The 24,715-nt window shown below is 62.9% G+C and carries 24 protein-coding genes; 22 read left to right on the top strand and 2 right to left on the bottom strand.

The window, feature by feature from the left end:
- The first annotated feature begins 1 nt into the window (after nt 1).
- From RIN56_03325 to RIN56_03300, 6 genes are all read left to right on the top strand, one after another.
- The gene (locus tag RIN56_03325; GenBank protein MDR7865820.1) at nt 2-1,285 is read left to right on the top strand and encodes a dihydrolipoamide acetyltransferase family protein; all 1,284 of its coding nucleotides are present in this window, start codon (nt 2-4) and stop codon (nt 1,283-1,285) included.
- A gap of 166 nt (nt 1,286-1,451) precedes the next feature.
- Nucleotides 1,452-2,846, top strand: coding sequence for a dihydrolipoyl dehydrogenase (gene lpdA, locus RIN56_03320; GenBank protein MDR7865819.1), 1,395 nt, complete (start codon nt 1,452-1,454; stop codon nt 2,844-2,846).
- Nucleotides 2,846-3,511: a lipoyl(octanoyl) transferase LipB gene (gene lipB, locus RIN56_03315; protein ID MDR7865818.1), complete on the top strand. Its 666-nt coding sequence runs from the start codon at nt 2,846-2,848 to the stop codon at nt 3,509-3,511. Before lpdA ends, lipB begins: the two co-directional genes overlap by 1 nt.
- On the top strand, nt 3,508-4,407 hold the full coding sequence (lipA, locus tag RIN56_03310) for a lipoyl synthase (GenBank protein MDR7865817.1): 900 nt from the start codon (nt 3,508-3,510) through the stop codon (nt 4,405-4,407). Before lipB ends, lipA begins: the two co-directional genes overlap by 4 nt.
- A gap of 55 nt (nt 4,408-4,462) precedes the next feature.
- A complete protein-coding gene (locus tag RIN56_03305; protein MDR7865816.1) occupies nt 4,463-5,704 on the top strand; it encodes an ATP-binding protein in 1,242 nt (413 codons plus the stop codon).
- A gap of 243 nt (nt 5,705-5,947) precedes the next feature.
- Nucleotides 5,948-7,552 carry a hypothetical protein gene (locus RIN56_03300; GenBank protein MDR7865815.1) on the top strand — a complete coding sequence of 535 codons (1,605 nt, stop codon included), beginning with the start codon at nt 5,948-5,950 and terminating at the stop codon, nt 7,550-7,552.
- A gap of 59 nt (nt 7,553-7,611) precedes the next feature.
- Here RIN56_03300 and RIN56_03295 read toward each other — a convergent pair whose 3' ends face one another.
- Together RIN56_03295 and RIN56_03290 are read right to left on the bottom strand one after the other, a co-directional pair.
- Nucleotides 7,612-8,280, bottom strand: a complete 669-nt coding sequence (locus RIN56_03295) for an MgtC/SapB family protein (protein MDR7865814.1) — start codon at nt 8,278-8,280, stop codon at nt 7,612-7,614.
- Nucleotides 8,273-8,953 (bottom strand): PhoU domain-containing protein, encoded by a 681-nt coding sequence (locus RIN56_03290; GenBank protein ID MDR7865813.1) that lies wholly within the window; start codon nt 8,951-8,953, stop codon nt 8,273-8,275. Before RIN56_03290 ends, RIN56_03295 begins: the two co-directional genes overlap by 8 nt.
- Nucleotides 8,954-9,287: 334 nt before the next feature.
- Between RIN56_03290 and RIN56_03285 the strand changes: the two genes are divergently transcribed.
- The 16 genes from RIN56_03285 (at nt 9,288) to RIN56_03210 (ending at nt 24,614) form a co-directional block, all read left to right on the top strand.
- On the top strand, nt 9,288-10,430 hold the full coding sequence (locus tag RIN56_03285; protein ID MDR7865812.1) for a hypothetical protein: 1,143 nt from the start codon (nt 9,288-9,290) through the stop codon (nt 10,428-10,430).
- A 27-nt stretch (nt 10,431-10,457) separates the two neighbouring features.
- Complete coding sequence (locus RIN56_03280) at nt 10,458-10,754, top strand: hypothetical protein (GenBank protein ID MDR7865811.1); 297 nt, start codon at nt 10,458-10,460, stop codon at nt 10,752-10,754.
- A 97-nt stretch (nt 10,755-10,851) separates the two neighbouring features.
- The gene (locus RIN56_03275) at nt 10,852-11,046 is read left to right on the top strand and encodes a hypothetical protein (protein MDR7865810.1); all 195 of its coding nucleotides are present in this window, start codon (nt 10,852-10,854) and stop codon (nt 11,044-11,046) included.
- 78 nt (nt 11,047-11,124) lie between these two features.
- Complete coding sequence (locus RIN56_03270) at nt 11,125-13,821, top strand: molybdopterin-dependent oxidoreductase (GenBank protein MDR7865809.1); 2,697 nt, start codon at nt 11,125-11,127, stop codon at nt 13,819-13,821.
- A gap of 19 nt (nt 13,822-13,840) precedes the next feature.
- Entirely contained in the window at nt 13,841-14,449 is a 609-nt protein-coding gene (locus tag RIN56_03265; GenBank protein MDR7865808.1) for a 4Fe-4S dicluster domain-containing protein, read from the top strand.
- Between the two features lie 13 nt (nt 14,450-14,462).
- Entirely contained in the window at nt 14,463-15,323 is an 861-nt protein-coding gene (gene nrfD, locus RIN56_03260; GenBank protein ID MDR7865807.1) for an NrfD/PsrC family molybdoenzyme membrane anchor subunit, read from the top strand.
- Between the two features lie 182 nt (nt 15,324-15,505).
- Entirely contained in the window at nt 15,506-16,159 is a 654-nt protein-coding gene (locus RIN56_03255) for a Crp/Fnr family transcriptional regulator (protein MDR7865806.1), read from the top strand.
- Between the two features lie 186 nt (nt 16,160-16,345).
- A complete protein-coding gene (locus RIN56_03250) occupies nt 16,346-17,167 on the top strand; it encodes an HAD-IIA family hydrolase (GenBank protein ID MDR7865805.1) in 822 nt (273 codons plus the stop codon).
- A gap of 45 nt (nt 17,168-17,212) precedes the next feature.
- Nucleotides 17,213-18,256: an ABC transporter substrate-binding protein gene (locus RIN56_03245; GenBank protein ID MDR7865804.1), complete on the top strand. Its 1,044-nt coding sequence runs from the start codon at nt 17,213-17,215 to the stop codon at nt 18,254-18,256.
- 228 nt (nt 18,257-18,484) lie between these two features.
- Nucleotides 18,485-20,167 carry an iron ABC transporter permease gene (locus RIN56_03240; protein ID MDR7865803.1) on the top strand — a complete coding sequence of 561 codons (1,683 nt, stop codon included), beginning with the start codon at nt 18,485-18,487 and terminating at the stop codon, nt 20,165-20,167.
- Between the two features lie 28 nt (nt 20,168-20,195).
- Nucleotides 20,196-21,239, top strand: coding sequence for an ABC transporter ATP-binding protein (locus tag RIN56_03235; protein ID MDR7865802.1), 1,044 nt, complete (start codon nt 20,196-20,198; stop codon nt 21,237-21,239).
- A 39-nt stretch (nt 21,240-21,278) separates the two neighbouring features.
- On the top strand, nt 21,279-22,385 hold the full coding sequence (locus RIN56_03230) for an SDR family oxidoreductase (GenBank protein MDR7865801.1): 1,107 nt from the start codon (nt 21,279-21,281) through the stop codon (nt 22,383-22,385).
- 14 nt (nt 22,386-22,399) lie between these two features.
- Nucleotides 22,400-22,786 carry an EamA family transporter gene (locus RIN56_03225; protein ID MDR7865800.1) on the top strand — a complete coding sequence of 129 codons (387 nt, stop codon included), beginning with the start codon at nt 22,400-22,402 and terminating at the stop codon, nt 22,784-22,786.
- A gap of 16 nt (nt 22,787-22,802) precedes the next feature.
- Nucleotides 22,803-23,147, top strand: coding sequence for a hypothetical protein (locus tag RIN56_03220; GenBank protein MDR7865799.1), 345 nt, complete (start codon nt 22,803-22,805; stop codon nt 23,145-23,147).
- 19 nt (nt 23,148-23,166) lie between these two features.
- Complete coding sequence (locus RIN56_03215) at nt 23,167-23,730, top strand: glycerol-3-phosphate responsive antiterminator (GenBank protein MDR7865798.1); 564 nt, start codon at nt 23,167-23,169, stop codon at nt 23,728-23,730.
- A gap of 23 nt (nt 23,731-23,753) precedes the next feature.
- Entirely contained in the window at nt 23,754-24,614 is an 861-nt protein-coding gene (locus RIN56_03210; GenBank protein ID MDR7865797.1) for a DMT family transporter, read from the top strand.
- Nucleotides 24,615-24,715: the final 101 nt, after the last annotated feature.

Genomic DNA, 24,715 nt, shown 5'->3' with positions numbered 1-24,715 from the left:
TATGGCCACCAACTTTACCATGCCCCAGCTCGGCCTCACCATGACCGAAGGCACCGTCGGCAAATGGTTCAAACAAGTGGGGGAGAAAGTAACCGCCGGCGAAATCCTCGCCGAAATCTCCACCGACAAAATCACCAACCAGATCGAAGCCCCGGCTGACGGCGTCCTGCTCGCCGTCCTCGTCCCCGAAGGCGGCGTCGCGCCCGTCCAGGCCGTCCTCGCCGTCATCGGCGCCCCCGGCGAAAAAATCGACGCCGCCATCGCCGAAGTAGCCGCCGCGCCCGCCCAGGCCGCCCCGGCCCAGGCAGCGGTCGCCGTTGCTTCCGTCACCGTACCCGCAGCCGGCGACGGCCGCGTCATCGCCTCGCCTCTCGCCAAAAAACTCGCCAAAGAACAAGGCATCGACCTTGCCCTCGTCACCGGCACCGGCCCAGGCGGCCGCGTCGTCGAACAAGACATCCTCGCCTACGCCGCCCGCCGGGCCGCGGCCCCCAAAGCCTCGCCCCTGGCCGCCAAAATAGCCGCCGAGACCGGCGTCGACCTCGCCGCCATCGCCAAAGACGGCCGCATCATGGCCGCCGACGTCCGCGCCGCCGTGCCCGTCCAGGCGCCCGCCGCCGCCATCCCCCTCGCCGGCATGCGCAAAATCATCGCCGAACGCATGAGCCTCAGCTGGCAGACCGCCCCCCACGTCAACCTCACCGTCGAAGTCGACATGACCGCCGCCGGCCGCCTCAAAGACACCCTCGCCGCCGTCGGCGCCAAAGCCTCCTTTACCGAAATCATCGTCAAATGCGCCGCCAAAGCCCTCGGCGAATTCCCCATGGTCAACGCCAGCCTCATAAACGGCGCCATCGTCCAGCACGACAGCGTCAACATCGGCGTCGCCGTCGCCCTCGAAAACGGCCTCATCGTCCCGGTCATCAAAAACGCCGCCGCCAAAACCGTCGGCCAGATACGTGAAGACATCGCCTCCCTGAGCGCCAAAGCCCGCCAGGGCCAGCTCGGCCCCGACGACTACAGCGGCGGCACCTTCACCGTCACCAACCTCGGCATGTTCGGCACCGACCACTTCACCCCCATCATCAACCCCCCCGAATCCGCCATCCTCGGCGTCTGCCGCATCGTCAAACGCCCCGTCGTCATCGGCGACGAAATCGTCGTCCGCCCCATGGCCAACCTCTGCCTATCCTTCGACCATCGGCTCGTCGACGGCGCACTCGCCGCGAAATTCATGTCGCGAATGAGGGCATTGCTCGAAGAACCACTTCTGTTGCTAAGTTAAAAAGAAAAACGGATATATACAGGCCGTTCAGAAAGCCCCAGATGCAAGGCGGCTCCGAGGACGCGAAGCGACGCGTACTCGGCACGTACGCTAGCGAGCGCCCGCAGGAACAACACAGCAGATGGGGCTTTATCAACGGCCTCATTGTATTGGAGGCACAAGTTATATGAAGCGAATAATTGTCATAGGTGGTGGGCCGGGCGGCTACGTCGCCGCCATCCGCGCCGCCCAGCTCGGCGCCGAAGTCCACCTCGTCGAAAACGAGCACATCGGCGGCACCTGCCTCAACGTCGGCTGCATCCCCACAAAATCCCTCCTCCACGCCGCCGAACTATACCACGCCGTCACCCACGGCGCCTCCCAGGGCATCAAAGCCGACAACGTCACCGTCGACTGGCCGGCCGTCATGGCCCGCAAGCGCGCCGTCGTCACCAAGCTTGTCCGCGGCGTCGAAGGCCTTCTCAAAGCCAACGGCGTCACCGTCCACCGCGGCGCCGGCAGCCTCAAAGGCCCCCGCACCGTCGAAATCGTCGGCGACACTCCGGCCGTCCTCGAAGCCGACGCCGTCATCCTTGCCACCGGCTCAGAGCCTGTCCGCCTGAATTTCCCCGGCGCCGACCTGCCCGGGGTCATCGACAGCACCGCCGCCCTCGCCCTGCCGGCCATTCCGGCCTCCATCGCCATCATCGGCGGCGGCGTCATCGGCGTTGAATTCGCCGCCCTCTACCGCTCCTTCGGCGCCGAAGTAACCGTCATCGAAATGCTCCCCGAAATCCTCCCGCCCGTCGACGGCGAAATCGCCGCCCTCATCCGCGGCCACCTCGCCAAACAGGGCGTCAAATTCCTCACCGGCGCCCGCCTCAGCGAAGTCAAAAAAACCGCCGCCGGTCTCGCCGCCGTAGTCGTAGCCGGCGACAAAACCCAGGAAATCGCCGCCGAACAAGTCCTCGTCGCCGTCGGCCGCCGGCCGCGCACCGCCGGCCTCGGCCTTGAAAACGCAGGCATCGCCACCGAACGCGGCCGCGTCACCGTCGACGCCAACTTCCTGACCAATCAGAGCGGCGTCTACGCCGTCGGCGACATCAACGGCCTCATCATGCTCGCTCACGCCGCCTCCGCCCAGGGCACCGCCGCCGTCGAACACGCCCTCGGCCACCGCAGCGCCTACCACGGCCACACAATCCCGTCCTGCATCTACACCAGCCCCGAAGTCGCCGGCGTCGGCCTCACCGAAGAGCAGGCCAAGGCCCAGGGCGTCGCCTATAAAACAGGCGTCTTCCCCCTCGCCGGCAACGGCAAGGCCCTCATTGAGAGCGGCGGCACCGGCCAGATCAAAATCATCTCCGGCGCCAAACACGGCGAAATCCTCGGCGTCCACATCTTCGGCCCCCGCGCCACCGACCTCATCGCCGAAGCCGCCCTCGCCCTCAGGCTCGAAGCCACCGTCGACGAACTCATCTCCACCATCCACGCCCATCCCACCGTCAGCGAAGCCATGGGCGAAGCCGCCCTCGCCGTCGCCGGCGCCGCCATCCACTGGCCGCCGGCCCGCAAAAGCTGATGCGTCGCTGCCTCCTGCTCCAGCCCGGTCTCGTTAACTACGACACCGGGCTGGTCCTGCAAAAAGAAGCCCGAGCCCTCGTAGAAGAAGGCCGCTACGACGGCATCCTCCTCCTCCTCGAGCACCCCGCCGTCGTCACCATCGGCCGCGGCGGCGGCGACGAAAACCTCGTCGCCCACCCCGCCTGGTTCAAGGCCCATGGCGTCGCCGTCGCCCACACCGACCGCGGCGGCAACGTCACCGGCCACAACCCCGGCCAGCTCGTAGGCTACCCCATCTTCGACCTCGCCAAATGGCGGCAGGACGTCCACTGGTTCGTCCACACCCTCGAAGAAGCCGTCATCCGCACCCTGGCCCGCTACCGCCTCACCGCCGGCCGCAAAGCCAAATACACCGGCGTCTGGCTCGGCGACGACAAAATCGCCGCCATCGGCGTCTCGGTAAGGCGCTGGATCACCGGCCACGGCTTCGCCCTCAACATCGCCAACGACCTCGCCCTTTTCGACGCCATCGTCCCCTGCGGCATCAGAGAATTCGGCGTCACCAGCCTCGCGCGCGCCGGCGTCGCCGCCCCCCTGCCCGAAGTCGCCGCCGTCCTCGCCGCCGAAATCGCCGCCGTCTTCGACCTCGAATACAGCGAGCCCCAAGGAGTTGAAAACCCGTGACCACCGTCCAGCCCGCGCGGCCGCCCTGGCTCGTCCAGCGCGTCGCCCCCGGCTCCTTCGAAAAAGTCAGCGGCCTCCTCGGCGGCCTCGGCCTCCACACCGTCTGCCAGAGCGCCCACTGTCCCAATATCGGCGAATGCTTCGGCCACGGCACCGCCACCTTCCTCATTTTAGGCGGCGTCTGCACCCGTCGCTGCCGCTTCTGCGCCGTCCCCAAAGGCGAGACAGCGCCCCCCGACCCCGGCGAACCCGCCCGGGTCGCCCAGGCCGCCGCCGCCTTAGGCCTCCGTCACGCCGTCGTCACCTCCGTAACCCGCGACGACCTCCCCGACGGCGGCGCCGCCCACTTCGCCGCCGTCATCGCCGCCATCCGCGCCGCCTGCGGCGCCAGCGTCGAAGTCCTCACCCCCGACTTCGCCGGCCGCGAAGACAGCCTCGCCGCCGTCCTCGCCGCCTCCCCCGAAGTCTTCAACCACAACCTCGAAACAGTTCCCCGCCTTTACCCCTCCGTCCGTCCCGGCGCCGACTACCGCCGCTCACTCGGCCTCCTCGCCGCCGCCGCCCGCCGGCCCGTCCTTGTCAAAAGCGGCCTCATGCTCGGCCTCGGCGAACAGGAAAGCGAAATCCGCGCCGTCCTCGCCGACCTTGCCGCCGCCGGCGTCCGCGCCGTCACCCTCGGCCAATACCTCCGCCCCTCCGCGGGCCACCTGCCTGTCAGCGAATACATCCACCCCGACCAATTCCGCCGCTACGAGGAGACCGCGTACGCCCTGGGCTTCAGCCACGTCGCCGCCGGCCCCCTTGTCCGCAGCTCCTACCATGCCGCCGCCTTCGTAGACGGCCCGCAAAAAAAAAATGTAACCCTTGACACAAATACCTCGTCTGTTATTAAATAGATGTAATATCGGATTCCGCCCTGCGCGGACATCCAAACACGGACGAGGTGACGCCATGCTCTCAGAAATCAAAAACCTCAATAACCTTGTCATCTTTCGCGGTCTGCTCGAAGACCCGATAATCAAACAGCTTCTCGTCCACGCCGACAGGGCGGGGGAGGGGGGAGCCCTGCCGCCCGGCACCGTCGCCGACCTCATCGCCTTCGCCGAACAATACGGCCTTGCCGGCAACGTCCTCGGCGACCACCTCATCTACCTCCTCGTCGTCGACGAAAACAGCTTCAGCATCACTGCCGAAAAACAGCGCGGCCAAGTCGGCGAAAGCCTCCTCGCCGCCTGCGCCCACGACCTCGCCATCTTAAGGCGCCTCCACGACCGCACCGCCGCCCTCGCCGGCGGCCTCCTCGCCGACTACCGGCCCACCGTCGCCAGCGACCTTCTCGCCTTCAACGCCCTCAAACACAGCTGGGCGTCTTCCGGAGCCGCCGCCCCCGCCGAAAGCGCCGCCATGCTCGCCCGCCACTACGCCGTCTACGGCTGCGGCCAGATGGCCAACCACGTCGCCTTCCGCTGGGACCGCAAAGGTGGCCTCGTCGGCATAACCCACTACGACAAAACCACCTTCGACGACATCATCGGCTACGAACGCCAGAAAAACACCCTCAAAGAAAACACCGAAGCCTTCCTCGCCGGCCGCCCCGCCAACAACGTCCTCCTCATCGGCCCGCGCGGCACCGGCAAATCCTCCACCGTCAAAGCCCTCGTCAACGCCTACGCCATCAAAGGCCTGAGACTCGTCGAAGTCAACAAGGGCGACCTCCTCCACCTCCAGACCGTCAGCGACCTCCTCGGCGCCCGCGGCAAAAAATGCATCCTCTTCCTCGACGACCTCTCCTTCGAAGACTCCGACGGCGACTTCAAGCACCTCAAAACCGTCATCGACGGCAGCCTCCAGACCAGGCCGGCCAACGTCCTCATCTACGCCACCTCCAACCGCCGCCACCTTGTCAAGGAAACCTGGCAGGACCGCCAGGGCGGCGACGACGAAATCCACCGCTTCGACTCCCTCAACGAAAAAATCGCCCTCGCCGACCGCTTCGGCATCACCATCACCTTCCCGTCCCCCGACCAGCAGGAATACCTCAACATCGTCCACAAACTCGCCCAGAAGCACAAAGTCGCCCTCAGCGAAGAACAGCTCAACAAAGAAGCCCTGCAGTGGGAGTTCAGTCACTCGGGGAGGTCCGGCCGCGTAGCCCGCCAATTCATCCAACATCTTTTGGGCAAGATAGTTTAGCGTCCGTTGATAAGCCCCCATCTGCGTTGTTGTTCCGCCTGGCGCTTGCTAGCGTACGGCCCGAGTACGCGTCGCGGCACGCCAGGCAGAGCCGCCTAGCATCTGGGGGCTTCTGAACGTCCGCTCGCAGAAAAACGATAGTTCGAAAAGAACGAAAACCGCCACACGGCGGTTTTTTTCGTAGAGGTTTTTGCCATACCCTGGCGAAATCCTTTACTTCGACAGAACTCGGGAGGTGGCATCGTGATTCCTTATCGTCGGCTCGCAGCAGCCATCGTCACTCTTGTCCTCATCCTGGCAGTCCATATCTCCGCCCTCGCGGCCATACTGGTCATCCCCGAGCCGGGTGCCGATCCGGCCCACGTCGCCATCGTCCGGAAAACGGTCGACTCTTTCAACACCATCGTCGGCGCCGAAATGCGCGTCACCCTCAACAACGACGTGCGCGTCTTCGTCTGCCCCACCCGCGACAGCTATCGCGCCGTCCTCATCCGTGAGCTCGGCCAGAAGCCCGACGTCGCCGAGCGTTCCGCCAAATCCACCTCCGGCATGTCCGGCGGTCGCTCCAAAGCGGTCGCCATCAACTTCGGCGCTTACGGCAGCGAAGCAGCCAGCGCCCGCGCCTACAAAACCACCGCCCACGAACTCTTCCACCAACTCGAGCACCAGCTCGCCGGCAACAACATGGGCAAATCCTTCTACTGGCTCAAAGAAGGGGCCGCCGACCTCCTCGGCGCCGCCGTCGCCGAAAAAGTCGGCTACCAGAGCCTCGACAAATGGAAACTCGACCAGGTCAACACCCTCCGCAAAGCCGACAAATACGTCTCCCCGCAGGCCATTCTGAAAACAAACCTCGCCAAATGGACGACCCTCATCGAAGAAAAACTGCACCCCTACGAAATGTCCGACCTCATGGTCTTCTACCTCATGAGCCGCACCACAGCCGGCGGCTACCGGGCCATCGGCGACTACTACCGGTTACTCGGCCAGGGCCTTGACAACGACAAAGCCTTCGAGCAGGCCTTCGGCGCCCCTGCCGACGGCATCCTCGCCGGCTTCCAGGCCTGGTTCGCCGCAATCTCCACCCAGTCCGCCACCGTCGAAGTCATCGCCTCCCCCGGCATCCCCGCCCAGAGCCTCGACGACTTCAACCAGGGCGTCGCCCTTACCCGCCAATTCATGGCCGGCGCCTGGGGCGGCGACCTCATAAGCTCCATGCGCTTCGTCCTCGTATCCGGCAAACCCGCCTACGCCGCCGCCCTCGCCAAAGAACTGGGCCTCAGCGAAACCGAAGCCGCCCAGCGGGCCAAAAACAGCACCTGGTGGAATTCCGGCGGCACCGCCATCTACGACATCACCGCCAACCCCGCCAAACGCCTGCGCATCCACGCCGTCTCCGGCCTCCTCGTCCGGCGGTACGCCAACGATATCGCCCCCCAGAAACTCCTTGACCAGCTGTACTGGCTCAAGCTCGCCTCCAGTGAAGCCGTCGCCGCTCACATCGTCGAACTCGGCGGCGCCAACACCAAGGCCGCTTACCGCCAGGCCTGGCTAAATGTCCTCGCCAAAGCGGCGGTAATCCCCGGCCTTGACGAACTCACCACCGCAGCCGGTTGGGAACAGGCGAAAAAGACCCGCGGCGCCCCGCAGGTCCAAGCCGTCGTCCTGCTCGCCGGCCTCTACCTTCTCGACAAACACGGACCGGCCGCCTTCAACGAATGGTTCAAAGCCGTCGCCGCAACAGGCAGCGCCGACGCCGCCTTCCAGAAAACCTTCGGCGTCACCGTGGCCGAATTCAGCGAGGAATTCAGCAACCATCTGCGCCAAACCCTCAAAAAAGCAAGCTGAAGCACATATAGCCAAAAACAAAACCGCCGGTCGCCCGGCGGTTTTCTCGCGTTGCCCGTTCACTTCTTGTTTATATCCAGCACCCCTTCGATGCCGCACAGCTCGTTTATCACCTGCTCAAGCTCGCTCCGGTCGGACAGCTTCACCGTCACCGGAATAAAAATCTTCCCCGGCTCCTCCGCATCCTCGATCTGGATCTGGAGGATGCCCACCCCCAGCCCGCCCAGGCACGAACCGATGCGGCCGATCTGGCCCGGCTTGTCCAGCGACTTAATCAGCAGATTCGCCACCCGCGGGCTGCGGCTTGCGTACAGGCGGTCGATCCGCGGCAGCACCTCCAGCGCCACCACCACCAGCACCGTCGTCGCCACCGCCCCCACCATCGCGCCCACCCCGGCCGCCAGGCCCACGCTCGCCACCACCCACAGGCTGGCCGCCGTCGTCAGGCCCTTGATCGTCGGGCCCTCCTTCATAATCGCCCCCGCGCCGAGGAAACCGATGCCGCTGACCACCTGCGCCGCCAATCTGGCCGGGTCGGCGTTCGTCTTGCCCTCCACGTCCGAATACAGATTCAACGACAAAATCGCCACCAGGCACGAACCCAGGCACACCAGAATATGCGTCCTCAGCCCGGCCGTCTTGCCGCGGTGCTGTCGCTCGAAACCGATAATCCCGCCCAGCACCACCGAAACCACCAGGCGGATCACCGTCGTATAATCGTCAACCACCGGCCTCGCCTCCCCCCGCGCCCTTCTTCTTCAGCGGCTCGCCATGGGCAATATAAAACGCCAGCTCGGCGATATTCGTCGCCCGGTCGGCCACCCGCTCGATATAGCGGATCGCCACGTGATAATCCATGATCGTCTCCTGGACCCAGGGATGCACCGACAGCACGCACACCATATCGCGAAAAAGGTCGCGGTTGCGCTTGTCCACCGAAGTATCCTTATCGATAACCTGCCTCGTCAGCGAGCAGTCCAGCGTATCGTAACAGCGCAGCGCCCCCCGCAGCATCTCCAGCGACTGATCCTTCATACTCGCCACCGACCCGTGCAGCGTCGCCAGCGGCTGCATATTCTGCGTGGCGAACTTCTTCTGCACCATCTTCGCGATCTGGTTGGCGTAATCGCACGTCCGCTCCAGCTCCATCGCGATCTTCAGGCTGCAGGTCACGAAATTGACCTCCTCGCGGCTGCAAAGCCTGGCTGCCAGGCTATCGAGGCAATGCTCGTTTATCTCCTGATACATCAGATCGACCTGCTTCTCTATCTCACGCGCCCCGGCCGCCGCCGCCGCGTCGTTATCCACCAGCGCACGCACGGCCAGCCCGACCGCCTCCGCGGTCTTATCTCCCATCGTCAAAACCGACTGTTTTATCCAGGAAAAACCTTGCTGCATCATAGACCACCTCGTGTAATTAAGCTGCCATACCCCAATTATAGTTCAACGCTAATTACGAATATTCATGCAAATAGCGAAAAAATTTTTTCCCGACAACAAAATATGCGCATCAGCCTGCAAAATCGAATCAATCACCGGCAAAACGGGCGGTTTATATAATTAAGGATAAACGGAAACATAGATTAAATATATAGCAGATATAGATGATTTAACCTTTTGAATAGCGCAAAAATTGCTGGAATTGTCTGGTCCTTGACAGATTTGCGCCTGAAGTCCCGCTAAAATATATATATAGAAGGCTCACGCCTTTAAAAGAAACGAAAGGAGTGCTGAAATGAGGAAAAGGTCAGCTTATCGTCTGACCGCCTTGACCATGGCGGCCTGCCTGCTACTGTCACTGTCCGCCATCGCAGTCGCGGCGCCGTCGGACATGGGCGCGATGATGAAGCCGCCTGCATCCGGAGCGGCGGTCGTCGCCGACATGCCCGGGTTCCAGAACATCCGGTACAAGACCTTCTTCCGCGAGCGGACCGTCAACGAAGGCCTCGTAATCCGCCAAAGCCGGGTAGAGAACGGCAAGATCATCATCCCTAAATACGGCCTCTACTACACCACCCGCACCGACCCGGCTGAAATGTTCAAAGGCGAAAAGACGGTAATCCTCGGCAAGATGTACACCGTCGTCGACACCGACGCCCGGTTCGACGTCCTCGCCGACGTATTCGCCCAGAAGAAAAAGCCCATTCTCTTCGGCGACGGCACCAAAGCGCTGGAACTCACCGACCTTGGTCTTGAAGACAACGGTTACGAAGGCGTCAAAGCCACCTTCAAGATTCTCAAGCCGTCCGGCAACTACTACGGCACCGACTTCCCCGTATCCGCCGACCCCAAGATGGGCGACATCACAAAAGGCGTGCTCAAAAACGGCACCGGCAAAAAGACCGGCTCCTACCTGCCCGGACAGGGTTCCGATTGGACCCGGGAATTCTGGGACCGCTCCGCGAACACCAGCGGCCAGACCTACATAGTGGTCGAAAGCACCACAGCCGAAGGCGCCAAAATCAAAGAATTCGGCACCTCGGCTACGACCGCGGTCTATCTTAGCGACAAAGACCCGGTCGAACTCGTCCTCGGCCCCGGTGAAACCGGCAAAGTCGGCGACTACACCGTCAAAGTCGTAGCCCTCACCGCCGAGACCGCCACCGTCGAGCTCATCGCCAAAGACGGCGCCGTCACCCAGAAGGTCCTCGGCCCCTTCAACCACGAAACCGAGAAATACCTGCCCACCGACCATGTCAACCGGGCCAAGATGCTTGTCCGCTCCGCCGCCGGCGACGTACAGGTATCCCTCGACGCCCTCCGTCATCCCTTCCGGCAGGGCAAAGTCGCCCTCCTCGGCTACTATGACGTATTCAAACTCGCCGCCGGCGACCGGCTGCCCGCAGACCCGCGGTTCACCGTTCGCCCCGACACGTGAAGCACCTGCTCACAATATATCGAGCTGATGATCGAAAACACCGAAGAGATCGTCCTCGATATGACCAACAACGTGTTTGTTGGGCCAGACGCGTACTTCAAAGTAATCATCGACGAGTTTGACGGCACCACCGTGAAAGCCTGGCACCTCGAAGACTCCAAGGGCAACATCACCCTAAACCTCGCCGACCGAGCCAAGGGCAAGCATATCGACCTGCTGGTCAACACCCGTTGCCGCACCGTATGGCATTTCGTCGGCCGCTTTGCCCCCATGCTGGTCATCGAACAGTACAACCAGATCAAAACCCTCAAAACCGCAAACTGATGACCGTATCTTTACCGTCCGGATAGGATGGAACTGTCTGTCCGGCTGCGGCCGCCGCACGGCCGCAGCCGGAAATCCAGCCGAGGAGGTGTAAGCAATGAACAAACTGCTCAAAACGGCTCTCGCCTGCCTGCTCGCCGTGTTCCTGTTGACCGGAACAGTGGCAGCGGTAGCCCAACAAGCGCTTTTCGGCGTCTCGTCGCCGACAATTATCGCCGCCGAAGAAGAAAAAAAGCCTGAGCCTCCTGCCAACAAGCCTGCCGAGGAAGACGACGGCGGCTGCAAATGCTGAAATCCGGTGTCTCACAAGGTTGTTGACATACGTTCGGCAACCTTTTTCGTTCCCCAACCTAGCTGGGAGGTATGACCCATGAGACTCACCCGACGGCAATTCATCAGGTCCGCCGCCGCCGTGGGGGCCACCGCCGCCTTTACCGGCACCGCGGCCGAATTCTTCGAAGCAAAAGTCTTCGAAGCCTTCAACGGCTCGATAAAAGAAGACGCGCTCATCCCCACCCACTGCAAAGCCTGCGCCGCCGACAACCGTTGTCATTTGCTCGTTCGCCGCGTCAACGGCGTCGCCGTCAAGATCGAGGGCAACCCGGCTTCACCCACTAACCAGGGGCGCAACTGCGCCAAATCCTGCGCCGCGCTCCTGACCCTCTACAACCCCTACCGCGTCAGATTCCCGGTTAAAAGAACCAACCCCGAGAAAGGGCGCGGCGTGGACCCCAAGTGGGTAGAGATAACATGGGAGGAAGCGCTGGACACCATCGCCGCCCGGCTAAAGCCCGTAATAGCCGCTGACCCGCGGAAAATCGTATTCATGCTCGGCCACGACGCCAGCCTCAACATGGACGCCGCCGACGCCTTCGCCCATACAATCAAAACCCCCAATGTCATCGTCGGCGCCACCTCTATGGCCTGCGGCGGCTCTTCCAGCCCCCTCAACGTCCTTGTCAACGGCGGCTGGCAGGCCCGGGCCGACATGCTCTACTGCAAATACTTCCTCAACCTTGGCGCCAACTCCCAGCAAGGAGCCAAAGGCAACGCCGAAGAAATCGACGCCTTCGTCAACGCCCGCGACAACGGCCTGCGCGTCGTCAACGTCACCCCGGTCATAAGCCCCTCGCTCGCCAAAACCGACGAATGGGTGCCCATCATCCCCGGTACCACCGGCCACTTCCTCCTAACCATGATCAACATCCTCGTCAACGAACTAAAAACCTGCGACGCCCCCTACCTCAAAAAGCGCACAAATGCCGCCTACCTCATCGGTGAAGACGGCCTCTACCTGCGCACCCCCGACCGGCTCGACGACCCTGTCCGCGGTGCCAAACTCGGCAAACCCCTCGTATGGGACGCGGCCGCCAAAGAGGCCAGGCCCTTCGACGCCCCGGACCTTGGCGACGTCGCCCTCGAAGGCGTCTTCACCGTCGACGGCGTCAAATGCCGCCCCGCTTTCCAGGCCCTCCGCGATCATGCCGCCGCCTACACACCGGAAAAAAACCGGGAAATCACCGGCATCCCGGCCGACGTCGTGCGCCGCCTGGCCAGGGAATGGGTCGAGAACGCCCGTATCGGCAGCACCGTCGTCATCGACGGCGTCACCCTGCCGTACCGGCCGGTCGCCATCATCGCCGAACAGGGCGCAAAATGCCACGTTGACAACTACATGGTCGTTCACGCCGCCAAAATCCTCGCCCAGCTCGTCGGCGCCACCGACGCCCCCGGCTCGGCCAAAGCCAGCGCCCGCCCCTTTGTCACCATAAACCCGGTGGACGGCCTCAACACCGCGCGCGAATTCTACTACCGGCCCTTGAAAAAGACACCGTCGGCCCTCAGCCTCAAAGAGCACTCGCCCCTGCCGGGCTCCTCCAGCGGCCTGGCCTGGCTCACCCTCCGCGACCCCAAGGCCTACGGCTTCGAATACACCCCCGAGATTCTCGGCCTCTGGGGCGGCAATCCCCAGGCTCTCCTCGGCGACCCCCAGGCAGTAAACGACGCCTTCAAAAAGTTTTCCTTCGTCTTCGCCATCTCCTACGAATTCGACGAGCCAACCGAATTCGCCGACATAGTCCTGCCTGAATCCAGCTGGCTGGAACGTTACGGCCTTACCCCCGTCGTACCCCGCACCTCCCTTACCGAGCAATTCAAAACAAAAGGCACCAGCGGCTGGGCCCTCCAGCAGCCCGTACTGGAAAAACCCCTCTACAACACCAGGGAAGGCAACCAGATAATCCTCGACCTCAGTCGCAGCCTCGGCATCCTCAACGGCCCCGGCGGCCTCCTCGCCGCCCTCAACTCCGAACTGCGCCTCACCGGCGCCAACGCCCTCAACACAACCGCAAACTACACCTGGGAACAAATCATGGACCGCCTCTGCCGGGCCAAGACCGGCGGCGCCCACGACCTGGCCTGGTTCAGGAAAAACGGCCTTTTTCTCCAGAAAAGCTATGGCGTCAGAGACTATTACGGCGCCAGCCGTTTCCCCGCCGCCCGTTTCCCGCTCTATCTCGAAGAATTCGCCGCCCACCGGATAAGGCTAACCCGCGAATTTGCCGACAAAGGCATCGTCCGCCGTCCCGGCAACGACTTTGTCCTTCGGCAGCTCGCCCCTCTGCCGGTTTGGGAACCGCACCCCGAACATAAAGCGCCCGGCGAATTTGACCTCTACTGTATCAACTACAAAAACATGCAGCACCACTTCGCCTGCAACATCTCCAACGCCTGGCTCATGGAACTTACCGCCGACCAGGATCCGTACTCCCTACGAGTGATGATAAACGCCGCCACCGCCGCCCGCCGCGGCCTCAAAGACGGCGACCGCATCGAAATCACCTCCTTCACCGGCGGCAAAGTCGCCGCCGCCGTCCGCGTCACACAGCTCATCCACCCCGACGTCCTTGGCATCGCCGGCGCCTTCGGCCTCCGCTCCGCCAACCTCAACCCCGCCGTCACCGCCGGTCCCGCCTTCGGCGACCTCCTCAAACTCGACGAACAATACATCAACCCGCTCAAAATATCGCTCGACCGCGACGTCAAAGTCAGAATCCGCAAACTGTAGGGGAGAGGAGGAAACCCGCATGCCCCGTTACGGAATGGTTATCGACCTGAAGCGCTGTGTTGGCTGCTACGCCTGTGTCATGGCCTGCAAAGCCGAAAACGTCACCCCAGCGAACGTATTCTGGAACAAAGTGCTGGTTGAAGAAAAGGGCGCCTACCCGAACGCCCGGCTTACCTTCCTGCCTGTCCTCTGCAACCACTGTGACAATCCGCCCTGCGAGACGGTTTGCCCTACCGGCGCCACCTACCGCCGCCCCGACGGCATCGTCGCCGTCAACCAGGACAAATGCATGGGCTGCGGCTACTGTGTCGTCGCCTGCCCGTACCAGCAGCGCACCTTCAACCACAAAACCGCCGGCTACTTTCCCGCGCGCGGCCTCACCCCCCTGGAGGAACAAGGCTACAAAAGCCACACTCGGGGCACCGTCACAAAATGCACCCTCTGTGTTCACCGCATCAGCCAGGGGCGGCAGCCGGCCTGCGTCGTCGCCTGCCCCGCCCGCGCCCGCATCTTCGGCGACCTGTCCGACCCTGGCAGCGAACCCTCGCGCCTGCTCGGACGCCGCCCGGCTCACCGGCTGCTCACCGGCCTCAACACCGGGCCGGCCGTATACTATATCCCGGAATAGGAGGGGAGAGACAATGACGCTCACCGTCCAAACCACCTGGGGCCACCTTGTCGCCTGGTATCTCTTCCTTGCCGGCATGGGAGCAGGCCTCTACATCATCGCCATAGGCGCGAAAATCTGGCGCGGCAGCACCGCCTACGAAAAAGCCGGCTACTATCTCAGCCCTGCCCTTGTCATCCTCGGCAGCTTTCTCCTCCTCCTCGACCTCGGCCAGCCGCTCAGGGCCGCCCTTGCCATCCTCCGGCCCCACTCCTCGATGATCTCCGTCGGCACCCTCATCCTCAGCCTCTTCATCGCCGTCGGCCTCCTTCAGGGCTACCTCCTTTACCGCGGCCGCAGGCTCGCCGCCTTCTGGGACTGGGCCGGGCTTCTCCTTGCCGTCGGCGCCGCCACCTATACCGGCCTCCTCCTCGGCGTCGTCAAAGCCATCCCCTTCTGGAACAACCCCCTTCTGCCCGTCCTCTTCCTCGTCTCCGCCGTCTCCTCGGGAGCGGGGCTGCTCATGCTCCTGCCCGCCCGCGGCCCATTGGCGGCGGGGGAGGGGGGAGACATCCTCCTGCCGCAGCTGCTCAGGCTCGACACCGGCCTCATCATCGTCAAAGCCGGCCTCCTCGCCACCCTCATCCTCATCGCCAAAACAGGCGGCCTGGCCGCCGCCGCCAGCGCGGCCATCCTCCTCAGCGGCTTTTTCGCCCTGCCCTTCTGGGGCCTCGTCGTCGTCGCCGGCCTCGTTATACCTCTTGCCCTCGAACTGCGCGGCCAGGCCCACGCCCCCCGCGGCCGCCTCGCCGCCGGCCTCTGCCTGCTGGCAGGCGCGCTCGCCCTGCGCTACAGCGTCGTCGTCGCCGGCGTCTGGCTGCCCCTGGGCGGGTAACATTACGGCCCGCAACCGGAAAACACGCCGCAAAGCCGCCCACGCCGGGCGGCCTTTTTGTTTCGCCCTGTGCCGATAGCTTTCCGGTTATGGCCGCATAACAACAAAAAATCGCTGTCCGGGAAGGGTTTCGCGCATCGGTGAAAAAATTAACAAACTATGAAGAGTGGGGGGGGAGATGCATGCCGATCACCGACTGCCTGCTCTCGTCCGAAGAGGAGCACGAGCTAATTTCCCTGGGAACGAAGCTCGGATTCCGCAAAGGCGAGACGATCTTCGCCGCCGGGCAAAGAGCGGCGGAAATCCACTACATCCTCAGCGGCTGGGTCAGCGTTTACAAAGTCACCAACCAGGGCACACAGGTATCGGTCGGGCTCCGCTACCGCGGCGAATTTGCCGGCCTCGGCAGCTTCGCCTGCGACGGCGAACGCGGCTGTTCCGCCCAGGCGCTCATCGACAGCGAAGTCGTCATCCTGCCGCGCGACAACTTCCGAGCCCTCCTTAGAAAATACCCCGTCCTCAACGACAAGTTTTTCTGCCTCCTGGGCGCCCGGCTGCGGGAAACCCAGAACAACATGGTCTACTTCATCGCCAACCAGACCGACAAACGGCTCGCCCTGACCCTCATCAACATCGGGCAATACCTTGGCCGGCCTGACGGACACAGGCGGCAGGTCAACATCAGGCTGCCCCAGGAAGAACTCGCCCACATAATCGGCTGCTCGCGCCAGACGGTCAACAACCTTCTCAACGAGATGCGCGCCGCCGGCAGCGTCGAAATCAACGGCCGCGAAATCGTCGCCGTTAACCCCGCCAAACTGGCCACTTTCCTGTAACCGCGAGCCTCCAGGGCAAATCCTTACAAAAAAACGTCTACAACGACAAGACTCGGGGCATCCCCCCGGGTCTCGACGCTTTTTTACCCCATAATTCATTTTCATAATTTTTCCGAAAATGAGAGGATTGCCAACCTTTCTTAGCGAAATACTTCCTAGCGCAAAACAGGACTGGAGATTTCGACCTTGAAACCGTTATCAGACATACGCTGCTTCCTCCTCGACATGGACGGCACCTTCTACCTCGGCGAGCAGCTCCTGCCCGGAGCCCTGGACTTCATGAAATACATAACAGCCAGCGGCAGGGACTACCTCTTCCTCACCAACAACTCGTCCCGGTCCGCTCATTTTTATGCCAAAAAACTCACCGCCATGGGCTGGCCCGCAGAGCCGCGCGACATCCTCACCAGCGGCGAAGCCGCCTGTCTCTACCTCGCCCGGCAAAAAAACGCCGCCCGCGTCTTCCTCCTCGGCACCCCCGACCTCGAAGCCGAATTCGCCGGCCACGGCTTCACCCTCACCGCCGACGCCCCCGACTTCGTCGTCCTCGGCTTCGACAAAACCCTCACCTACGACAAACTCACCACCGCCTGCCGCCTCATCCGCGGCGGCGTCCCCTTCATCGCCACCCATCCCGACATCAACTGCCCCACCGAAGACGGCTTCATCCCCGACTGCGGCGCCATGATCGAACTCATCGCCGCCGCCACCGGCGTCCGGCCCCACATCATCGGCAAACCCCACCGCGACATCGTCGCCGCCGTCCTCGCCCAGACCGGCCATCCCGCCGCCGCCACCGCCATCGTCGGCGACCGTCTCTACACCGACATCGCCACCGGCAAAAACGCCGGCATCACCTCCATACTAGTCCTCAGCGGCGAAACAAAAGCCGCCGACCTCGGCAGCACCGCCGTCGCCCCCGACTACATCTTCGCCGGCCTCGGCACCCTCCAGCTGGCCCTGGCCGCCGGCGACCGACAGGAAGACAGCTTCCCGTCCGGCGGCTGACCACATAACCCCGGGCACCAATTTTCTATTTAGGGAGGTAGTACCGTGAAAAAACCCTGGTATCTCATCGTCTCGCTCATCGTCATCGCCGCCATGTCCCTCGCCCTTGTAGCCGGCTGCGGCGGCGGCGACAAAAAACCCGCCGAAACCCCCAAAGCCGCCGGCCCCAAAGGCACAGTAATGATCTACACCTCCATCTACCCCGACATCATCGAACTCATCAAACCGGCCCTCAAAAAACAGTTCCCCGACCTCGAAGTCCAGTGGTTCCAGGCCGGCACCGAAAAAGTAATGGCCAAAGTCGCCGGCGAAATCGAAGCCAAGAAAATCCAGGCCGACCTGCTCATGGTCGCTGATCCCTCCTATTACCTCACCCTCAAAAACCAGAACCTCCTCCTCAAATACGACTCCCCCAACCGCAAGGACGTCCAAATCAACAAGGACGCTGAAGGCTACTGGACCGGCGTCCGCATCTCCAACATGATCATCGCCTACAACACCGCCAAGGTGAATGCCGCCGATGTGCCCAAAACCTGGAAAGACCTCCTCGATCCCAAATGGAAGGGCAAAATCGCCATGCCCAGCCCGCTGCTCTCCGGCACCGCCTACGTCGCCGCCGGCGAACTGTCCGAAAAATACGGCTGGAAATACTTCGAAGACCTCAAAGCCAACGGCATGAAAGTCGAAGAAGGCAACTCCGCCATCCAGAATAAACTCGTGCGCGGCGAATACCTCGCCGTCATGATCCTCGAAGAAAACATCCTCAAGATCGGCGCCAAAGGCGAACCCGTCAAAGTCGTCTACCCCGAAGACGGCACCATCGTAATCCCCAGCCCGATCGCCATCTTCAACACCTCCAAAAACCAGGAAGCCGCAAAAGTCGTCCTCGACTGGTTCCTCTCCAAAGAAGGCCAGGAAGTCATCGTCAAAGGCTGGATGCACTCCGTCCGCGGCGACGTCGCCGCCCCCACAGGCGCTCCCGCCCTCAAGACCTTCATGGACAAAGCCATCAAGCCCAACTGGGAGAAACTCTCCAAAGAAAACGAGAAGGTCAAAGAGACGTTCCGCAGCAAGGTATTGGAGAAATAAATTCTGCAGCAGGGAGGGGGAGGACTCTCCCCCTCCTTCAGTGCGGCCGTTGATAAGCGCCCATCTGCGGCGTTGCTCCTCAGAGCGCTTGCTAGCGTACATCCGAGTACGCGGCGCGGCGCGCTCTTCCGGTGCGCCTTGCATCTGGGCACTTCTGAACGGCCGTGCGCAATTATAAGATAACGTAATTCTGGGAGACGCAGTCTCCCCACACTTCAGGGGGTACTCGTGATAAACCGCCTGCGCCAAAAATTCGACGCCAAATGGATGGCCATTGCCGCGGCTGTGGGCGTCCTTGTCCTATTCGTCGTCCTGCCCATGCTCTACCTCATCTGGCGGAGCGTCTTCATCGACGGCTCCTTCAACTTCGCCACCTACAAGCAGGTCTACGCCCAATCCGCCAACTGGAAAGCCTTCGCCAACACCTTCTACATCTCCCTCGTCGTCACATTCGCCAGCGTCGCCATCTCTTTTCCCCTCGCCTGGCTCGTCGGCCGCACCGACCTCCCCGGCAAAGGCTTCTTCCGCACAACCTTCATCGCCAGCTACATGATCCCCCCTTATGTCGGCGCCATCGCCTGGACCCAGCTTCTCAACCCCAGCGTCGGCTACCTCAACGAATGGCTGGTCAGCGTCCTCAAACTCGCCAAAGCTCCCTTTGACATCTACGGCATGGGCGGGCTCATCTGGGTCCTCACCCTCTTCTACTCGCCCTTCGCCTTCATCACCATCTCGCGGGCCCTCGAAAAGATGGACCCCAGCCTCGAGGAAGCCTCGCGGGTCGCCGGCGCCTCGCCGCTCGGCACCCTGTGGCGGGTAACTCTGCCCCTCATGTTCCCCAGCATCATCGCCGGCGGCGTCCTCGTCTTCATCGGCGTCGGCTCGGCCTTCGGCATCCCCGCCATCATCGGCATGCCCGCCCAGATCGAAGTCCTCACCACCCGCATCGTCACCTACGTCTACCTCGGCACCGGCAAAGGCATCCGCGACGCCACCGCCCTCGCCGTCTCCCTCATGATCGCCGCCAACTTCGTCCTCTACGCCTCCACCTGGCTTTTAACCCGCAAAGACTACGTCACCATCAGCGGCAAAAGCACCAGGCCCAACCTCGTCGAACTCGGCAAATGGAAATGGCCGCTCACCTTCCTCGTCAGCCTCTACGGCTTCATCGCCATCTTCCTGCCGCTCGCCTCGATAGCCGTCACCTCGCTCATCAAATCCCTCTCGCGACCCATCTCTCTCGACAACCTCACCTTCGACACCTGGCTGGCCGCCCTCAAAAACGACCAATACATGACGCCGCTGTGGACCAGCTTCGTCACCGGCGCCGCCGCCGCCACCGCCGCCACCGCCATCGCCGTCTTCATCGCCTACCTGCTCGTCAAGACCAGGATGCGCGGCCGCACCATCCCCGACGGACTCTCCACCCTCGGCGGGGCCACCCCCAGCATCGTCATCGCCCTCGCCCTCATCATCACCTTCTCGGGCGAATTCGGGCTAAACCTCTACAACACCTTCGGCATCCTCATCGTCGCCTACATGGTCAAATACCTCACAATGGCCGTGCGCACCATCGCCGCCTCGCTCAGCCAGGTCCACTCCTCCCTCGAAGAGGCCGCCCTCAACTCCGGCGCCACCTGGCTCCAGTCGCTGCGCGACATCATGCTCCCCCTCATCGGCCCCTCCATCGTCGCCGGCTGGTTCCTCGTCTTCATGCCCTCCTTCTACGAACTCACCATGTCGATAATCCTCTACGGCTCCCAGACCAAGACTATCGGCGTCCTCCTCTACGAACTCCAGACCTACGCCGACCCGCAGGACGCCTCCGTCCTCGCCGTCATCATCCTCCTCATCATCCTCGTCGGCAACATCATCCTCCGTAAGGTCTCCAAGGGAGCCATCGGCATATAACGCCAAAACCGGCAAAGGAGTTAACACTATGGCGGAAATAAAACTCCAGGCAGTATCCAAACACTTCGGCGAAGTCAAAGCCGTCGACCAATTCGTCGCCACCGTCGGCGACGGCGAATTCGTCTCCATCCTCGGCCCCTCCGGCTGCGGCAAAACCACCATGCTGCGCATGGTCGCCGGCTTCGAAAAACCCACCGCCGGCGAAATATACATCGGCGACCGCCTCGTAAGCTCGCCCGCCAAAGGCATATTCGTCCCTCCCGAGAAACGCAGCATCGGCATGGTCTTCCAGTCCTACGCCGTCTGGCCGCACATGTCCGTCTTCGACAACGTCGGCTACCCCCTGAAAATCAAGGGCCTCCCCAAAGCCGAAATCGCCGAGCGCACCAATACCGCCCTCGACCTCGTCCACCTCACCGGCTTAGCTGCGCGCCTGCCCAGCCAGCTCTCCGGCGGCCAGCAGCAGCGCGTCGCCCTCGCCCGCGCCCTCGTCGCCGAGCCCGACCTGCTCCTCCTCGACGAGCCGCTCTCCAATCTTGACGCCAAACTGCGCGAAAGCATGCGGTTCGAAATCAAGGAACTGCAGAAAAAACTCGGCGTCACCGTCATCTACGTCACCCACGACCAGGCCGAAGCCATGGCCATGTCCGACCGCATCATCGTCATGAACGCCGGCGTCATCCAACAGATCGGCAACCCGGTCGACGTATACGAAACCCCGGCCAACAAAACCATCGCCGACTTCATCGGCCTCGTCAACTTCCTCGCCGCCGAAGCGGGGGAGGGGGGAGTCGTCGTGCCCGCCCTCGGCCGCACCGTCTCCGCGCCGCCCGGCCTCGCCGGCAAAGCCGTCGCCGCCGTCCGTCCCGAGCAAATCGCCCTCGCCGCCCCCGGCGAAGGCATCGCCGCCACCGTCCTCCACAAATCCTACCTCGGCGACGCCGTCGACTGGCGCATCGAAGTCGGCGGCGAAACCATCCGCGTCATCGCCCCCGCCGCCGTATTCAGGGACCACAAGGCCGGCGACGCGATCGGCCTCAAAGTAGATAAAATAATGGTCTTCCCGGCCTAAAAACCATTTGCTACCGTCTAAAACAAAGTGGGGTTGCTAATGCATACAAAGATACTGCTCACTGGATCAACCGGACTGATCGGCAGCTGTGTCGCCGTAGAACTGCTCGAAAACCGCCGCGGCTGCGAGCCCCTGTTCCTCGTCAGGGCCGACAATAAGCCCCAGGGTCTCGCGCGGGTGCGCGCGGCGCTCGCCAAAGTGGGGGCGCGGGCGATTACCCTCGCCGGCCTCCACGAAGCGCAAATAATCCTCGGCGACCTGGGCGCAAGCAAAAAACTGGCCGCCGACGCCAGGCTGCAGGACGTCACCCACGTCATAAACTGCGCCGCCGTCACCGCCTTCTCAAACCGGCCCTCGATCCGCAAAGTCAACGTCGACGACACCCTCGCCTTCGCCGGCGTCATTGCCGGGCTGCCTGCCGTCAAGCGGTTCGTCTACGTCGGCACCGCCATGATCTGCGGCGCCAAAGCCGCCAACCGCGTCGTCTGCGAAGACGAATCCCCGGCCCCCACCACCCACTTTGTCGCGTACACCGAAAGCAAAGCCGCCGCCGAAACCCTGCTGCCGGCCGCTTTAGGCAAAGTGCCCCTCACCGTCGTCCGCCCGTCGATCGTCGTCGGCCACTCCCGGCTGGGGTGCAGACCCTCCACCAGCATTTTCTGGATCTTCCGCATGCTCTACCTCGCCTGGCGCTCGCCCTTCCCCCTCGACTATAAAATCGACGTCCTGCCGGCCGACTACGCCGCCGCAGCCATCGTCTACCTCGCCCTCAAAGACGACCTCGCCCATACCCGCTACCACATCGCCGCCGGCCCCGGCGCCAGTTGCACCTTCGGCGAAATAATGGACACCTTCATGCAAAACGGCGACCGCAAAGCCGCCCCGCCGCTCAAAATCACCATCGACCACTACGCCGAGAACACCGTCCACTTCAACGAATGGTTCGGCCCCGGCAACCCCCGGCTCATGCTCAGAGCCATCAACCTCTACTACAACTTCGCCAACCTCAGCCTCACCTTCGACAACTCGCGGCTCCTCGGCGAAGGCTTCACACCGCCGCCGCGGTTCGTCGACTACCTCGGACTATGCATCAAAACAGGCTGCCACGACCCTGTCAGCCAGCAAATGGTCGATGACTTCAAATAAAGGCGAAAACCCGCGTGCTACTTGCACGTGGCGGCGATGGAGCAAGCATGTGGCTTATTAGCTGGATACCGTGGTGTTTCCTGTCCGCCCTCTGCGAGAGCTGCGGGCAGATATGCTTCAAAAAAGCGGCGCTCTGCACCAAGCACGAAACCGGGCTCGCCTACTACCTTTGCCTCGCGAAAAACCGCCACATCCACCTCGGCATCGCCGCCAACCTCGGCGAAATGGCCGTCTGGCTCTACCTCATCGCCCACCTGCCGCTGTCGGTCGCCTACCCCTTGGCAGGGCTTCAGGAAATGATCCTCATCCTTTTCGCCGCCTTCGTCCTCAAAGAAAAAATCGCGCCCCTCGCCTGGGCAGGCGTACTCCTCATCGCCGTCGGCGTATCCCTCGTCTCATAACCGAAAGGCGGGCAAAATGCTTAAAATCATCTGGATCAGCATGATCATCGTCGAAACCGCCGCCCACCTGCTCATAAAACAAGGCACCATGCAAGCCGGCTTCAGCGACCTTGTGCCCAACCTTTACATCGCCGGCGGCTACGCATTATATGTAGTCGCCTTCTTCCTCTGGATGCAGATCCTCAAAGCCACCCCGCTCTACATCGCCCTCTCGGGCGCCTCCGTCATCTACGTCACCATCGCCTACGGCGCCCACTTCTTCCTCGGCGAGCCCCTCACCGCCAAATCCCTCGCCGGCACCGTCATGGTCGCCATCGGCGTTTACATCGTCAGCTACAGCCGCAAACGCGCTGAAGAATAACAGAAAAGAGGGAGGCCGCATGGCCGACATCGTCGCCCAACTCTGCGCCGGGTCCGTAATCCCCGCCGCCCGCACCACCGCCGACCTCACCCACGCCCTCGCCACCACCGCCGCCCCCGCCGTCATCCTCCTCTTCGGCGACATCAACACCCTCCCCGGCCTGCTCGCCGAAGCCAAACGGCACGGCAAGCGCCTCATCGTCCACCTCGACCTCTTAGACGGCGTCGGCAAAGACCGCGCCGGCGTAAAATGCCTTGCCAGGCTTGGCGTTACCGCCCTCATCACCACCAAACAACAACTTGTCAAAACGGCGCGGGACGAAGGTATCATCGTTGTCCAGCGCCTCTTTATCATGGACACCGAAGCATTGCGCACCGGCATAAAAATCGTCAACCAGGCCAAACCCGACGCCGTCGAAGTCCTGCCCGCCTCCGTACCCGCGTGGGTCTTCCGCGAAATAACCCACCAGACCGGCCTGCCCCTGTGGGCCGGCGGCCTCGTCGCCACCCGCGCCGACGTCCAGAGCGCCCTCGCCGGCGGCGCCCTCGCCGTCAGCACCTCCCACCGCGACCTCTGGAAATAACCGATAGCAAAGCGGAGGACACCATGTCCGCACTCGCCCTCGCCCTCGTCCTGGCGGCCGCCTTCGCCCACGCCGCCTGGAACTACCTCGCCAAAAAAATCTGCGGCGGCGTCCCCTTCATCTGGCTGTTCGCCGTCATGTCCGCCGTCATCTATGCCCCGGTAGCCGCCTGGGTATACCTCACATATCAGCCCGTCATCGGCCCCGCCGAGCTCGGTCTCATCGCCGGCACCGCCGTCCTCCACGCCATCTACTTCATCCTCCTCGACAAAGGCTACCAAATCGGCGACCTGTCCGTCATCTACCCCCTCGCCCGCGGCACCGGGCCGCTCCTCGCCATGCTCGCCGCCGTCCTCCTCCTCGGCGAACGCCCCTCCTGGCTCGCCATCGCCGGCTGCCTTGCCATCGGCGCCGGCATCCTCGTCCTCACCGGCAACCCCGCCAAACTCGGCGACCCCGCCAACCGGCGGCCCGTCATCTTCGCCATCTTATGCGGCGCCGTCATCGCCGCCTACACCGTCTGGGACAAAATCGCCGTCAGCGCCTTCCTCATCCCGCCCCTCCTCTACGACTGGGCCGCCAACCTCGGCCGCGTCCTCCTCCTCACCCCCGCCGCCCTCCGCGACAAAGAGGGCGTCCGCGAGCAATGGCGGCAGAACAAACTTTCCATCGCCGCCGTCGCCGTCCTCTCACCCTTAGCCTACATCCTCGTCCTCACCGCCATGGTCTTCAGCCCCGTCAGCTACATCGCCCCCGCCCGCGAAATCAGCATCCTCATCGGCGCCCTCGCCGGCACCCACATCCTCCGCGAAGGCAACGCCGGCCCGCGCCTTGCCGCCGCCGGCTTCATGGTCGCCGGCCTCGTAGCCCTCGCCCTCGGCTGATTACAGTCAATAAAAGTCCCAATCCCGCATATAAATTAGCAGACAAGCCGGACAGGACCGAACCCGGCTTAAGGCAGCCTGTCGTGATCACCAGACAGGCT

Source organism: Sporomusaceae bacterium (assembly GCA_031460455.1).
Lineage (GTDB): Bacteria > Bacillota > Negativicutes > Sporomusales > UBA7701 > Anaeroselena.
Note: the sequence above shows the minus strand (reverse complement) of the source record. Positions and strands in the feature narration are given on the sequence as shown.